Source organism: Microcoleus sp. OTE_8_concoct_300 (genome assembly GCF_031383065.1).
Taxonomy (GTDB): Bacteria; Cyanobacteriota; Cyanobacteriia; order Cyanobacteriales; family Microcoleaceae; genus Microcoleus.
This window is the reverse complement of sequence record NZ_JANMZH010000448.1, coordinates 1-13,252: the sequence shown is the minus strand read 5'-3', so window position 1 is coordinate 13,252 and position 13,252 is coordinate 1. Positions and strand designations below refer to the sequence as shown.

The following is a 13,252-nucleotide window of genomic DNA, read 5'->3' as shown; positions in this document are numbered from 1 at the left end:
AGCTATTGTTAAAGGCTCGATGGAACGGCTGAACGCCATCCTGATGACCGCCTTAACATCAGCTTTGGGTTTAGCACCTTTAGTCTTAGAAGGCGGCCCCGGGAAGGAAATTCTGCAACCTTTGTCGGTAGTAGTTTTAGGCGGATTGTTTACTTCTACTGCTTTGACTCTGTTAGTTTTGCCAGCTTTGTATGCTCAATTTGGGCATTTCTTACGACCTCAACAACCTCAACCAGTTGTTGAAGACGGGAAGGTAGTTAATGTGTGATATTTTCTAATTAGTGTCAGTCAGCAAGGAGTCAAACCAATGAAATCGCTCAAGTCAAATTTAATTGTTCTAGGTAGTGTCGGATTGCTGTTTTTGGGAGCTTGCAGTAAAGGCGACCAAGCAAGCGATCCAAATAGTAGTCCAGCCTCCTCTCCTGTCGCCTCTCAACCTGCGTCTTCGGCTCCCGCCGCTGCTCCTGCAAAAGCAACTCAAGGGGGGCAAGTTGTAAAGTCTGGAGCTTACCATTTAGAGTTTGTACCTGAAAAAGAAGCTACCGGAACTCATTTAGATCTTTATTTGCAAAAAGGGGATAAGAAGGAACCAGTTCCTAACGCGAAAGTGACGGCTCAAGTGCAGTTGCCGAATGGAAAGCAGCAAACCCTAGCTCTCAAGTATGATGCTGAGGGCAAACATTACGCTGTGGTGTTTCCCGGCAAAGATGCAGGAAGTTATCCCGTGAAAGTTACGGCAGATATTAACGGAGAAAAAGTTGACGGTCGTTTTACCTTCAATCAATAGATAGCTGATTTCCTAATCCGCTCTAACTTATGGGCGCATTAAGCTGTTGTGCATCTAATTTGACAATCAATTTTTCTACAATTATTGTGGGACGGGCAGGATGCCCGTCTCTATATTCAATTTAGATGCGTAGCAGCTTAGTTATTAGCAACAAACAACTGCGTCCTGCATTTCCACTAAAAAGCCGATCGCGTTTCGATCGCACTTAATTTCCTATTTCATTACCTGAGCTTTTTTTGAACGCGAAAAACACTCGACCTGCCAAACTTTGAAAATAAATCCCGCCGACGGTAATTAAAAATACGAAATAAGCCATCGCCTGCACGACATAGAGCTTATCCGTGTAGCCAAACAGCGCACTCAACAACAACCCGGGAAACTTTTCTTCGGGAAGCAGTTTCGAGGTATTCCACAGCATCGGCCCGAGAATGCAAGAGTGCACTTTGGCAAATCTTTCGTAATAGAAACACAGTGCGGCTGATTCGCGATTTGTTTGCGATAAAATATTCATCGCGCTGTCAAAAAGTCCCAAAGTAGATACCACTAAGCCTGCTACAATGAAGAGCAATAAAATGCCCATATATTTGAAAAACAGGCGGATATTAATTTTGACTCCCCATTTAAACAGCAGGACACCAAGTCCGGCTGCTGAAAGTATTCCTCCCAAAGCGCCGAGAGCTGGAATAATGCCTTGTTGAAACTTGGCGACGACAAACAAAACAGTTTCAAACCCTTCGCGCACAACGGCAATAAAAACTAAACTAAATACGCCCCAACCGGCATGAGAGTTTTGCCTTAAAGCAGCACTCACAGCGCCTTCGACTTCGGCTTTCATAAATCGCGCTTGTTTGGTCATCCAAATCAGCATCCAGCTCAGCATTGCGATCGCTACAAGCCCAAAGATTGCTTCTAGCAGCGACTCCATAATCGGTGCAAAAGGCTGATTCGATGTGGATAAAATTTGAATCGTCCAGCCGAACAATACACCTATCAAAGCGCTGGCAATAAGTCCAACTCCAACACCGCCGAAAACCCAAGGACTTAAATAACTTTGTCCTGATTTTTTGAGGCAAGCTAGAACGATTCCGACAACTAAGGCGGCTTCGACTCCTTCGCGGAGGGTAATTACAAATGTGGGCAATGCTTCGCCAAAATTCATTTTTTTATGGTAGGAATGGGAGTAGTTAATGAGGGAGGTAATTGGCAGATTATTTACCAATTACCGCTCTTGATGAGAGTGATGTTTTTAGGATGCTGGTTTGAGAACTTTTTGACTGTCGCTTTCGATCGCTTTAACTAGCTTGGTGACTTCTGCGGTGGTTTTTACGGGGGCGGGGGGTGCGATCGCAGTTGGCCAATTTGCCTTAAGTTCAGTCATGCTGGCAACAATTGCTTTGTCGGTTTCGGGGCTGGTTTTAGCCACTTGTTCGGCGATATCTTTGTAGAGCGTTTCGGCGTACATGACAAAACCCCGCGAATCTTGGTATTCAATAATTGCGGAAATTTTGCCGTTAGCAACTGCAGCTCCGTATTCGGAATTAGCTGTATCCAGCAAGCCGTTAATCACTTGCAGCACGAATTTCGGATCTTTTCGCTGCGCTTCGGGAAGGGCGACAATTGCTCCGTCAACTGCTTGCATTGAGGTGTCAAATTCCGCATTCACTTGAGCCGGATCTTTTGCACCCGCTTTAACTAAATCCTGCAATTTAATTAAAGTAGTCTTAAATTCGGTAATTTTACGCTCGTTTAGCTGATCTTCCACATCGGCATAAATTTCTTCGACTGGATGTCCGATGTGAGGTTCGGCCTGGTCTGGTTTGCCTTGATCCAAGAGTTCTTTTGCTACGATAAGATGCCCTTTCATCAATCCCATTTTAGTCATGAAGTCTACATCTTTGGCTTCACCTGTGAGGACGATATCTTCAATAGTCACCATGTCTTTAATTTCGTCGAATTGGGGTTGAGTAATGACATTTTTTGATACCAATTCTTCGACTTTCCCGTAAGGACGGCTGGCTTGAATCTTGTTAGAAAGTGCCGGTACTCCTAACTTGGCTTCGAGTTTATCTAACTCCGAAAGCAGCGCAGTATTGATGTTAATCCCGCCCTTGCCGCCGTGATTCCCGCTGTGACCGCTTGTGGCTGCGGGAATCGCCGTGGGTGAGGCGCCCGGTGAGGTGGTGCTGCCGGTGTTGCTGGTTGTGGGGGGGGAAACGCAACCGGCCAGAGCAACGATGATGGCTGTAGCAGTGGCGGTCGGTAATAAGCGAAAGGATGGTAACATGGCAGTTAATTATTTTTACGTTAGGTGCAGTTGGATTCGCAAGTTATTAAGAACCTTTCTCAATTATTTGCGAGCTATTGATTCTACCTATTTGCGAGAAAATTGGGTAGATAATTTAAGACTTTCTTAACTTGAATCGCTGTACTCGGGGGGCGCGATTTGGGTTAAGCGATGACTTCAAATAAACCCATGCAGCCTGCTTCGGCGATCGCATCTTGATGGGGATGAAACATATATTTTCCGCCGTACCCGTAGGTAAATTCTAAGATATGTCTTTCAGCTACGCCCATTGTGATTACATCAGCTTTTTCAGTGGGAGTTAAAGTCATTCCCGTGCGATATACGTCAAAAAAGTTGCCGTGCAAGTGAAAAGTCACTGCCGCTTCGTACTCAATCATGTTGAGAACGTACAGCCGGATTAGCTGATTTCGGTAAATAGGGATCGGGTTGTTCATGTAATAATTGGGCAACCCGTTAAAAGCGTAAAGTTCGTTTTTTTCGTCGTCGTTTACGTCGTATCCTCCCATGATTAACATGATTTCATCGGCGGGAGGACGGGGTTTTGGCGGATCGATGATGAACATACCATATAGTCCTTTACCGATGTGACGCGTTACGGGAGCAACGTGACAGTGATATAGATGCACGCCGTAGGGAACGGCGTCGAATTCATAGATAAATGCAGCGCCGTTTCGGATAGGTTTAACGCCGTCCATTTCTGTCGGGTGAACGCCGTGAAAGTGCAGGGAGTGAGAATGTCCGGCTTTGTTAGAAAAAAGAACGCGGATACGATCGCCCTCAGTTGCCCTCAATGTTGGCCCCGGCACGCGATTGTTGACGTTCCAGGTGTTGAAAGTGACGGCGCTGTTAAGTTGGACGATCGAAGTATTAGCTTCCATGCGAAATTCGCGTACCGTGCGCCCGTTTTCGCGCGTCACCGTGCCGTAATCAAAATCCCGCGCAATTTGCATGGGGTTGATATTGCTGACGGTGACTGCATCGGCGGACATTGGCGGTACTCTCGCCACAGCCGATCGTTTTTGGGTCAAATTTTGCAATGCGATCGCGCTGCCCCCTACCCCAGCACCAGCTATTCCTAGCTGTAGCAGTTGGCGGCGACTCCAGCGCCCCAGCTTTTTCATGGCGGGACGATCGGATAAGTCTCCCATACTTCTTGAAAATGATTCTCAAAAATTTGATTGCATTTGAGTATAAGACATTTCCAACTTGTTGTCAATAATTGTCAACAATCATCTTTTTCTGCGAAGTCAATCGATTTTAGATTTTAGATTTTAGATTTTAGATTTATTCCCGTCAGTCAGCCTGCGCGTTGGAATGAACCCGGGGGCTTGCGATCCAATTAGTTTCGGTCATAAAATTTCATGCTGATTTCATGTCAGTATGTGATCTTGGATGTGGGGTAGATGCTGCCGCTAACAATGTATAAGGATTTACCGCTATAAATTAATCTTATGAGAGTTTTGCTAGTTGAAGACGAGCCAGATCTAGGAAAAGCGATCGAGCGCACTTTAAAGCAGGAAAAATATATAGTTGATTGGGCTTTAGATGGCAGTGAAGCTTGGGAATATTTAGACAGTCACTGGATGCAATATAATCTGGCTATCTTTGACTGGTTGCTACCAGGATTGTCAGGATTGGAACTGCTGCGGAGATTGCGTGCTAAACCTAACGCACTGCCCGTCTTGATGCTGACAGCCAAAGACCGAATGGAAGATAAAGTTGCGGGACTAGATGCCGGGGCAGACGATTATTTAGTTAAACCTTTTGGGATGGCGGAACTGTTAGCAAGATTGCGGGCTTTGCAAAGGCGATCGCCCCAAATTCAACCGCAACAGCTACAGGTAGGAAATCTCGTTCTCGACTGCGGAACTCGCACGGCTTGTCATCTCGAACGCAACGGCAAAAACCAGATAATTTCGCTGACAAACAAAGAATTTCACCTGTTAGAATATTTTATGAAACATCCGAACCAAATTGTCACCACCGACCAAATTAGGAATCAGCTATGGGAGGCTAGTGCAGATACCTTTAGCAATGTGGTAGCAGCTCAAGTGCGTTTGCTGCGGCGCAAACTTGAATCAGTTGGCTGCGCGAATTTAATTGAAACTGTACACGGCGTCGGATACCGCATGAGAAATTAAAGCTGTAGGGGCAACGGCGGCGGGATTATATCTCGTTTCCAGTATCTGGCTATAATATATAAAACTCGAATAAAAAAATAACTGCCATGAAAGATTTAATCCAACAAGAGTTAGAAAAGCTCGATCTCGAACAACTCAAACAAGTATTTGAATTTATTGCATTTCTGAAATTTCGTGCCAGATTCGTTACTAATCTAGCAGTAGATGAAAGTAAGTTAGCCACACTCTACAGCGAATTTGCCGAAGAATACCGACAACTTGCGGAACTCGGAATGAGCGAATATGCAGAACTCCTAAAACATGAAAATTAACTTCCAGCAATAGCCGGGAAAGCGATTTCATTCTTGCTCTCTCTCGAAGAGATTCCATGAAAATTGGAGGCCGAGCCTCCGGATATGCGTTCCCAGGCTCGGCCTGGAAGTAAAGAGATTCCATGAAAATTGGAGGCTGATCCTCCGGATCGGCGTTACCAGGCTCTGCCTGGTAACGAGTAAAGACGAGTAAAATTAAATTTTGTGCAACAGGCATCTTGCCTGTTCTTAACAATTATATAAAATCTCAGTTAAAATGAATCAAAATAAACTATTTAACCGGACTCGGTGGCAATTAGCCATTTCCTATGCGGCTGTAATGGGTTTGATTTTAAGCTTGTTAGGATTTGGCGTATATAAGGCGATCGCCCACGCTCACTGGGTAGCCATAGACCGGGAATTAGAATCAGTAGCCGGGACGCTACACGACAGCCTAGAAATCAAATTGCAGCAGCCCGGACGCCTGGAACCAATAGTAAACGAACTTTTGCCCAACCTGCGCGTAATTGGAGTTAACGGCCTTAAAAAAACGTTGCCAGAGCGCCATATTTTAAGCGCTATCAACCAAAGCTTTTACTATATCCGTTTATTTGATAATTCAGGAAATTTGATTGCGACAGCAGGCGCTTATCCCGAAGAATTGCCACCGATATTTAACTCACAACAGTGGCAAACAATCACTGACAGCAAAGGCAATAGTTATCACCAAATTTCTGTATCGCTGCACACCAAAAATCAGGAAAATTGGGGCTATTTTCAAGTGGGGCGGAGCTTGCAAGACTTCAACGATTATCTCAGTACAGTCAAATTAGTTTTAAAGTTGGGATTGCCGACTGCGTTGATTTTGGTAGGCTTTTCTAGTTGGTGGCTGGCTGGATTGGCCATGAAACCTATTTATTCTTCCTACCGACAAATCCAACAGTTTACAGCGGATGCTGCCCACGAATTGCGGACGCCTTTAGCGGCATCCCAAGCAACAGTAGAATCAGCGCTTTTGATGTCTGAATTGGATGAAAAAGAAGCGCGGGAAATTTTGCGGACTGTAGAGCGGCAAAACCGCAGATTGACTCAGTTAGTGGCTGATTTGTTGCTGTTGGCGCGGATGGACTCTCAAGCGATCGGCGATCGCCCTCAGCTTTGTTGTTTGAATGACCTCGTTAGCGATTTAGTAGAGGAATTGGCAGCTTTGGCGATCGCCTCCGAGGTAGCCCTAACATCGTCCATCCGCGTACAGCAGCAATTAAATGTTGTCGGCGATGCCGATCGACTTTACCGTTTGGTTGCTAATTTAATTGTTAATGCCATTCAATACACTCCGGCTGGGGGAAAAGTAACAGTTATTTTAGATTGCAGCCACCAGGAGGCGATCATTCAGGTTCAAGATACTGGTATTGGGATGGCGGCGGCAGATTTAGAGCGAATATTCGATCGATTCTACCGAGTCAACAGCGATCGATCCCGCAATACCGGCGGTTCGGGACTGGGATTGGCGATCGCCCAAACCATAGCCCGGGCACATCGTGGTAGCCTTAGCGCCCGCAGCGAATTGGGGCAAGGCGCTACTTTCCTGTTGCGGTTGCCTTTGTGAGCTACTATGTGAGGGAAACCGAATCATCTTTTTGGGGTAATCCCTTTTGCAAAAGGTAGCGCGATCGCCCAAAATCATTAAATAGCTAAGTAGGTAAGGGAAAAAAACATAGTATCTTGTAGGGGCGGGTTTAGCTAAAAATTGATCGTACAAGCGAAAAGATGAGTGTTCTCACCCGCCTTCCCCATCTAATGTTTATTTGTAACCACCTACTTATCAGCAATTAGTAGTCACAGAGAGAAAAAATATGACAGTTTTAGAACAGGGAACAATCTCAATCCATACCGAGAATATTTTCCCGATCATCAAGAAGTCGCTATACACCGACCACGAAGTCTTCTTGCGGGAACTAATTTCTAACGGCGTTGATGCCATTGCCAAACTCAAAATGGTTTCCCGTTCCGGCGAATACAGCGGCGACATTGGCGAACCGCAAATCAACATTGCTATTGACAAAGAAAACAAAACCCTCTCAATTTCCGATAACGGGATCGGGATGACCCCCGACGAGGTAAAAAAATACATCAATCAAGTCGCTTTCTCCAGCGCAGAAGAATTTATTCAAAAATACCAAGGCAACGGCGACGACGCAATTATTGGTCACTTCGGTCTCGGTTTCTACTCTTCTTTCATGGTCGCTCAGAAAGTAGAAATTGATACTCTTTCTTACCAAGAAGGCTCCCAAGCCGTACACTGGTCTTGCGACGGTTCCCCCGCTTTTGAACTATCAGAATCTACCCGCACCGAACGGGGCACTACTATTACTCTTACACTCCAAGAAGAAGAACAAGAATATCTAGAACCCAGCCGCATCAAGCAGTTAATCAAAACTTACTGCGATTTCATGCCGGTTCCCATAAAATTTGAGGGAGAGGAACTAAACAAGCACAAAGCAATTTGGCGGGACTCAGCCAGCAATTTGCAAAAAGAAGATTACTTAGAACTGTACCGCTACCTTTACCCGTTCCAAGACGAGCCTCTGCTGTGGGTACACCTGAATACAGATTATCCTTTCATTGTTAACGGGATTCTTTTCTTTCCCAAACTGCGGCCGGATGTCGATGTTACCCAAGGCAATATTAAGCTATTCTGCAATCAGGTTTTTGTCAGCGACCACTGCGAAGAAATTATCCCGAAATTCTTGATGCCGCTGCGGGGAGTCATTGATAGTACCGACATTCCGCTGAACGTTTCTCGCAGTTCTTTGCAAAGCAATCGCACAGTGCGGAGAATCGCTGATTATATTGCGAAAAAAGTGGGCGATCGGCTAAAAGAACTCTACCGCGACGACCGCAACGAATACATCCGCTGCTGGCAAGATATCGGCACTTTTGTCAAGTTTGGAACTCTCAACGATGACAAGTTCAAAAAGCAAGTCGAAGATATTTTAATCTACCGCAGCACCTACGAACCAACAGCGGACAAGCCTGAAACTGTAACGCCCGAAGTTCAGGTGCAAACTGAGGAAGGAGATTTGTGGCAAGATGTAACTCCGAAGTCGGAAAGTTCTACTTCGACGCAACCTTACACGACGCTGAAAGAGTATTTGGAACGCAATCAAAAACGCCACGAAAATCGCGTGTTTTATTGTACAGATCCTGCGTCTCAAGCAACTTACGTGGCAATGCACAAAAGCCAAGGTTTAGAAGTGCTGTTTATGGATTCTTTCATCGACACGCACTTTATTAGTTTCTTGGAACGAGAATACTCAGATGTCAAATTCTCGCGGGTTGATTCCGACATCGACGAAACGCTAATTGACAAAGAGAAAGAAGCGGAAATTGTCGATCCGGCGACGAATAAGACTCGCAGCGAACAAGTTAAAGAAATGTTCCAAAAAGCTCTCAATAAGCCGAAAGTGAACATTCGCACAGAAGCTTTGAAGTCTGACTCTGCGGAGGCGACGCCACCTGCGATCGTACTTTTGCCGGAAGCTTTGCGCCGGATGCGAGACATGACGGCGCTTTTGCAGCAGCAAGCGGCCGAATTCCCCGAAGAACACGTTTTGCTGGTGAATACGTCTCACCCGCTGATTCAAAATCTGGCTAGTTTGAGTCAGGGTGCGATTATTCAAAGCGGCGGCGAGTCTCCCTCTGCAGAGTTGGCGAACATGATTTGTCACCACGTTTACGACTTGGCTTTGATGGCCCAAAAGGGTTTCGATGCTGAAGGGATGAAGGATTTTGTCGAGCGATCGAATCAAGTCTTGACAAAATTGACTGAACGTGCAATGTAATTACCCCCCCAACCCCCCCTTGCTAAGGGGGGGAATAAGAGCTTATTTCCCTTGCTAAGGGGGGGAATAAGAGCTTATTTCCCTTGCTGAGCGGGCGATCGGGTGTTTTTTGTCCCCCCCTTAACAAGGGGGGCTAGGGGGGTTCTGCGCTGTTGCTATATAATGAAAAGCTGCACGCAAAAAACGGTAATCTGGAGGGAAGTATGTCACGGAAATGTCAGCTAACGGGGAAGAAGGCGAATAACGGTTTTGCGGTTTCTCACTCGCACCACCGCACTCACAAGTTGCAAGACGCAAATTTGCAGTGGAAGCGGATTTGGTGGCCGCAACAGAAGCGCTGGGTAAAATTGCACCTTTCTACGAAGGCGATTAAAACCTTGCAACACAAGGGTTTGGAAATAATGGCGAAGGAAGCTGGAATTAACCTGTATAAGCTTTAAAAAACTTGGCTAATGTAAAAGTAAGGGCGATCGCACTCTCAATTGTGCGATCGTCCTTACTTTTAGAGAAAAACCTTCACTAAAGCAACTTTCTGCTTTTCAGTAAATAAGTAGTCATCTCGCCTTTGCCTTTAACTTCGATCGCGCCGCGGTTTTCAAAGGAATACTTTTCTTCCAATTTCTGATAAGTTGTCTCTGTGACTTGAATACACCCCGGAAAGCCGTGAGATTCCATGCGGGAAGCGGTGTTAACGGTGTCTCCCCACAAATCGTAAATAAATTTTTTAATACCGATTACTCCGGCGACAACCGGGCCGCTGTTGATGCCGATTCTGATGCTAAAACCTTGCTTGTGGGAATTGCTGAAGTCAGCAATTGCCTGCTGCATATCCAAAGCCATTTCTGCGATCGCTTCTGCATGATCGCTGCGGGGCATTGGCAATCCTCCTACTACCATGTAAGCGTCGCCAATGGTCTTAATTTTTTCCAATCCGTGCTTTTCTGCTAGGCGATCGAATGTCGAAAAAATCTCGTTAAGCAAGGAAACTAATTCCGACGGAGAAATTTTGGAACTAATTTGGGTAAAACCGACTATATCTGCAAACAATACTGTTACTTCGGCAAAAGTATCGGCGATGATGCTTTGGTCTTGTTTGAGTCTTTCGGCGATCGCTTGCGGTAAAATGTTGAGCAGGAGACGGTCGGATTTTTCTTGTTCTAAGCGCAAAGCTGCCTCAGCTTGTTTGCGAGTTGTGATATCTTCGACAGTACCTTCGTAATAAAGCAAATTTCCATCTGTGTCGCAGACAGTATAAGCATTCTCGGAAATCCAAATTATACTGCCATCTTGGCGGTAAACTTGAGATTCCCAATCTGATACTTTGCCGTTTGTTCGCATTAAATTAATGACTTCGGCGCGGCGTTCGGGGTATACATATAGCTGGCGGTTAATATCAGTTAAATTTGCCATCAACTCCTCACACGAACTGTAACCATAAATACGAATTAAAGCAGGGTTGACGCTGAGATATTCCCCATCTGGAGTAGTTTGAAAGATGCCGACGATCGCATTTTCAAAAATGCTGCGGTATTTTGCCTCAGCTTGCCGCAGCGCTTCTTCAGCGCGCTGCCGTTCTCGCGCTTCCATTGCGAAAGTTACAGAGTCTGCTAGAGAAACAGCGAAACTTTGCTCTTCAATCGTCCAAAAGCGGGGCATTCCTACGTGTTCTAAACAGAGAACTCCTGCTGTTTGTCCGCCTATTTGAATCGGCGTATCTAGCATGGAAGTGATGCCCAACGGAATTAGGTAAGATTCCACAAATTCTTTAGTTCTAAAATCTTTTTCCGCGTCAAAGGCAGCAATTGCGCGTTCTTCTTGCAGTGCTTGAAAATAGACAGGATAGTCTGCTGCTGCTAATTCCCAACCGTCTGAGTGCTGGTTGAGAGCGCTCTCGAACAAATCCAGGCACTCGATCTTGGATTTAGTGCGATCGTACAGCCACACGCTCGATCGGGCAACTTCCAGAGTACGGCTAGCAGTTTCAGTTATTTCTTGAAGCGCTTTTGTTAAGTCGCCTTGATTCAGCGCTTTATTTTTGGCTAAATCAATTAATGCCGATTTCTGTTTCTGTAGCTGAAGTTCGCTTTGTTTCAGGGCATTCGTCCGCTCTTCTACTCGGATTTCCAGCTTTTCATTCAGATGAAGCAGCGCTATTTCAGCTTTTCGGCGATCGGTGATATCTGTGCCGATGCAGAGAATTCCCTGGAGTTCTCCCGCTGAATCAACCAGCGGTTTATTTGCCCAAGATACCCAAACGCGATCGCCACTGCGCCGCATATTTTCATTTTCATAGCTGATAAAGCGAGCGGGATTGCGTAAAATTTCATTATAAACCAGCTCTAAGTTATTCCCTTCGAGGTCTGTGTGGGGAATAATTGTTCCCACTGGATTTTTCCCCAGGATTTCTTCCACCTTGTAACCAAAGAATTTTTCGGCGAATTCGTTAAAAAAAGTAATATGGCCGTCCGCGTCCAATTTCAGAATAATGCTGTTAGCATTTTCCACCAATTCTCGATATTTAATTTCGCTCTCTCGCAGAGAATACTCTGCTGATGCGCGTTCAGCTACTGTCGTTGCCAATAACAGCGAGGTAATCGTAACTACAGCCATAAAAGCTTGCAAAAATAAGATAGCCTGAGGAATATTTTCGGCTTTGGCTATGAACGGTCCCCCTCCCTGAGAACTGCCCAAAATTGCGATGCTTGAGACAATAAACGATGCTAGGACAGCGGCTAGTTGACCGAATTGGAGCGCCGCCCAAATTATCAAAGGAAACGGCAAATATTCCAGGGGATAACGAGAAATAGAAGCGTCATTTTTCGACTCAAAGACAATGCAGCTCACCCCGATTAATAATATTAACCAGACTACCCGCCAAAGTAAATCTTTTTTCGGGTTTTCTGTTGGTATTTTTAAACTCTTCACGGTTACTTGAGGGCGAAGAAATATTAGGATTAAGGGAGTTAAAATTAAAACTCCCATTGTGTCTCCCAACCACCATTCCCATCGAACCGACAAATATTTGCTCCCATCTATTTTGCCCGCTAAATATAGGGAAAAAACGCCAATAGTGCAACTGATTTGAGTAGAAATTAGACCGCCAAACAAGATTAAATTAACTACATCTTTCAAGCGAGCAAGAGACGGACGAAACCCGAGCCAGCGCAGGGCAGTTGCTGCAAAAACACCTTGCAGAATCGCCCCGGCGTTTCCTCCCAGCCAAACCACGAATATCTGTTCACTTGGGTTAACTAAATTGAGTAAAAATGTACCCAAAACTATGGCAGGCCAGACTTTACTCCCAAACAATAACAGTCCAGCTTGTGCAATTCCTGCCGGTGGCCACACCGAAGCAGCAAAGGGACTAACACCTTCAATTGAAATTGCTAGCCTCGCCCCCACGGCGTAAGCGACACTAACTACAGCTACTTGAACTAAGTATCGCCCAATTCGGGATTGAGGGAATCGAAGAAACTGATTTAGGTTCAGATTCATGTCGAGTTTTAAGTTTTAGGGAATTTCACATTTGGTCTTTAAAGTTCACAGCAGAAGGAAGAAGGAAGTTCGGCAACGGATTCGCTCGACGGATGTAACGGATGTAACGGATGTAACGGATGTCAGGATGAAGGAAGAAGGAAGCTAATGTAGGGTGCGCAGTGCGCACCTTACGCTATACGTTCCGCGCTAATGTAGGGCTCCATGCACACCGCACCTTACCCATTATAAAGGCTTATTTGATGGCGGCCTCAATCCACTGTTTCAAAGTAGAATTGACTTCATCAATGAGAATTTCATGCGATTTGTGAGTCGCTCTTTCCACAACTTCAACTTTACCGGCTTTCAGCGAACGACCGGGAACAATCCGATAGGGAATGCCGATTAAA

The 13,252-nt window shown here is 45.5% G+C and carries 12 protein-coding genes; 7 read left to right on the top strand and 5 right to left on the bottom strand.

Annotation, left to right across the window (positions count from 1 at the left end; translation table 11 throughout):
- Together ACUVJL_RS20380 and ACUVJL_RS20375 are read left to right on the top strand one after the other, a co-directional pair.
- Positions 1-268: efflux RND transporter permease subunit (locus ACUVJL_RS20380; RefSeq protein ID WP_445247495.1), on the top strand; the 268-nt coding region annotated here is incomplete at its 5' end.
- A gap of 39 nt (positions 269-307) precedes the next feature.
- Positions 308-787, top strand: a complete 480-nt coding sequence (locus tag ACUVJL_RS20375; protein ID WP_445247494.1) for a hypothetical protein — start codon at positions 308-310, stop codon at positions 785-787.
- Positions 788-992: 205 nt separating this feature from the next.
- Here the strand turns inward: ACUVJL_RS20375 and ACUVJL_RS20370 are convergent, their stop codons facing one another.
- The 3 genes from ACUVJL_RS20370 to ACUVJL_RS20360 all read right to left on the bottom strand — a co-directional run bounded on the left by ACUVJL_RS20370 (position 993) and on the right by ACUVJL_RS20360 (position 4,240).
- Complete coding sequence (locus ACUVJL_RS20370; protein ID WP_445247493.1) at positions 993-1,946, bottom strand: FTR1 family iron permease; 954 nt, start codon at positions 1,944-1,946, stop codon at positions 993-995.
- Positions 1,947-2,033: 87 nt separating this feature from the next.
- On the bottom strand, positions 2,034-3,071 hold the full coding sequence (locus tag ACUVJL_RS20365; protein WP_445247492.1) for a helix-hairpin-helix domain-containing protein: 1,038 nt from the start codon (positions 3,069-3,071) through the stop codon (positions 2,034-2,036).
- 164 nt (positions 3,072-3,235) lie between these two features.
- Positions 3,236-4,240 (bottom strand): multicopper oxidase domain-containing protein, encoded by a 1,005-nt coding sequence (locus ACUVJL_RS20360; protein WP_445247491.1) that lies wholly within the window; start codon positions 4,238-4,240, stop codon positions 3,236-3,238.
- A gap of 303 nt (positions 4,241-4,543) precedes the next feature.
- Here ACUVJL_RS20360 and rppA point away from each other — a divergent pair, with 303 nt between their 5' ends.
- The 5 genes from rppA (at position 4,544) to rpmB (ending at position 9,808) form a co-directional block, all read left to right on the top strand.
- Positions 4,544-5,233 (top strand): two-component system response regulator RppA, encoded by a 690-nt coding sequence (gene rppA, locus ACUVJL_RS20355; RefSeq protein ID WP_445247490.1) that lies wholly within the window; start codon positions 4,544-4,546, stop codon positions 5,231-5,233.
- Between the two features lie 86 nt (positions 5,234-5,319).
- Positions 5,320-5,544, top strand: a complete 225-nt coding sequence (locus ACUVJL_RS20350) for a hypothetical protein (RefSeq protein ID WP_445247489.1) — start codon at positions 5,320-5,322, stop codon at positions 5,542-5,544.
- 256 nt (positions 5,545-5,800) lie between these two features.
- Positions 5,801-7,132, top strand: a complete 1,332-nt coding sequence (gene rppB, locus ACUVJL_RS20345; protein WP_445247488.1) for a two-component system sensor histidine kinase RppB — start codon at positions 5,801-5,803, stop codon at positions 7,130-7,132.
- 247 nt (positions 7,133-7,379) lie between these two features.
- Positions 7,380-9,368 (top strand): molecular chaperone HtpG, encoded by a 1,989-nt coding sequence (gene htpG, locus ACUVJL_RS20340; protein ID WP_445247487.1) that lies wholly within the window; start codon positions 7,380-7,382, stop codon positions 9,366-9,368.
- 203 nt (positions 9,369-9,571) lie between these two features.
- Positions 9,572-9,808 carry a 50S ribosomal protein L28 gene (gene rpmB / locus ACUVJL_RS20335; RefSeq protein ID WP_190742853.1) on the top strand — a complete coding sequence of 79 codons (237 nt, stop codon included), beginning with the start codon at positions 9,572-9,574 and terminating at the stop codon, positions 9,806-9,808.
- Between the two features lie 79 nt (positions 9,809-9,887).
- On the opposite strand, the gene ACUVJL_RS20330 is transcribed toward rpmB, so the two are convergent.
- Positions 9,888-12,863 carry an adenylate/guanylate cyclase domain-containing protein gene (locus tag ACUVJL_RS20330; protein WP_445247486.1) on the bottom strand — a complete coding sequence of 992 codons (2,976 nt, stop codon included), beginning with the start codon at positions 12,861-12,863 and terminating at the stop codon, positions 9,888-9,890.
- Positions 12,864-13,098: 235 nt separating this feature from the next.
- On the bottom strand, positions 13,099-13,252 hold a 154-nt coding region (locus ACUVJL_RS20325), incomplete at its 5' end, for a His/Gly/Thr/Pro-type tRNA ligase C-terminal domain-containing protein (RefSeq protein ID WP_445247496.1).

What these genes read in the sequence shown, in the direction of transcription:
- ACUVJL_RS20375 (WP_445247494.1), top strand. Translation starts at nt 308, where the DNA reads ATGAAATCGCTCAAGTCAAATTTAATTGTTCTAGGTAGTGTCGGATTG.
- ACUVJL_RS20370 (WP_445247493.1), bottom strand. Translation starts at nt 1,946, where the DNA reads ATGAATTTTGGCGAAGCATTGCCCACATTTGTAATTACCCTCCGCGAA.
- ACUVJL_RS20365 (WP_445247492.1), bottom strand. Translation starts at nt 3,071, where the DNA reads ATGTTACCATCCTTTCGCTTATTACCGACCGCCACTGCTACAGCCATC.
- ACUVJL_RS20360 (WP_445247491.1), bottom strand. Translation starts at nt 4,240, where the DNA reads ATGGGAGACTTATCCGATCGTCCCGCCATGAAAAAGCTGGGGCGCTGG.
- rppA (WP_445247490.1), top strand. Translation starts at nt 4,544, where the DNA reads ATGAGAGTTTTGCTAGTTGAAGACGAGCCAGATCTAGGAAAAGCGATC.
- ACUVJL_RS20350 (WP_445247489.1), top strand. Translation starts at nt 5,320, where the DNA reads ATGAAAGATTTAATCCAACAAGAGTTAGAAAAGCTCGATCTCGAACAA.
- rppB (WP_445247488.1), top strand. Translation starts at nt 5,801, where the DNA reads ATGAATCAAAATAAACTATTTAACCGGACTCGGTGGCAATTAGCCATT.
- htpG (WP_445247487.1), top strand. Translation starts at nt 7,380, where the DNA reads ATGACAGTTTTAGAACAGGGAACAATCTCAATCCATACCGAGAATATT.
- rpmB (WP_190742853.1), top strand. Translation starts at nt 9,572, where the DNA reads ATGTCACGGAAATGTCAGCTAACGGGGAAGAAGGCGAATAACGGTTTT.
- ACUVJL_RS20330 (WP_445247486.1), bottom strand. Translation starts at nt 12,863, where the DNA reads ATGAATCTGAACCTAAATCAGTTTCTTCGATTCCCTCAATCCCGAATT.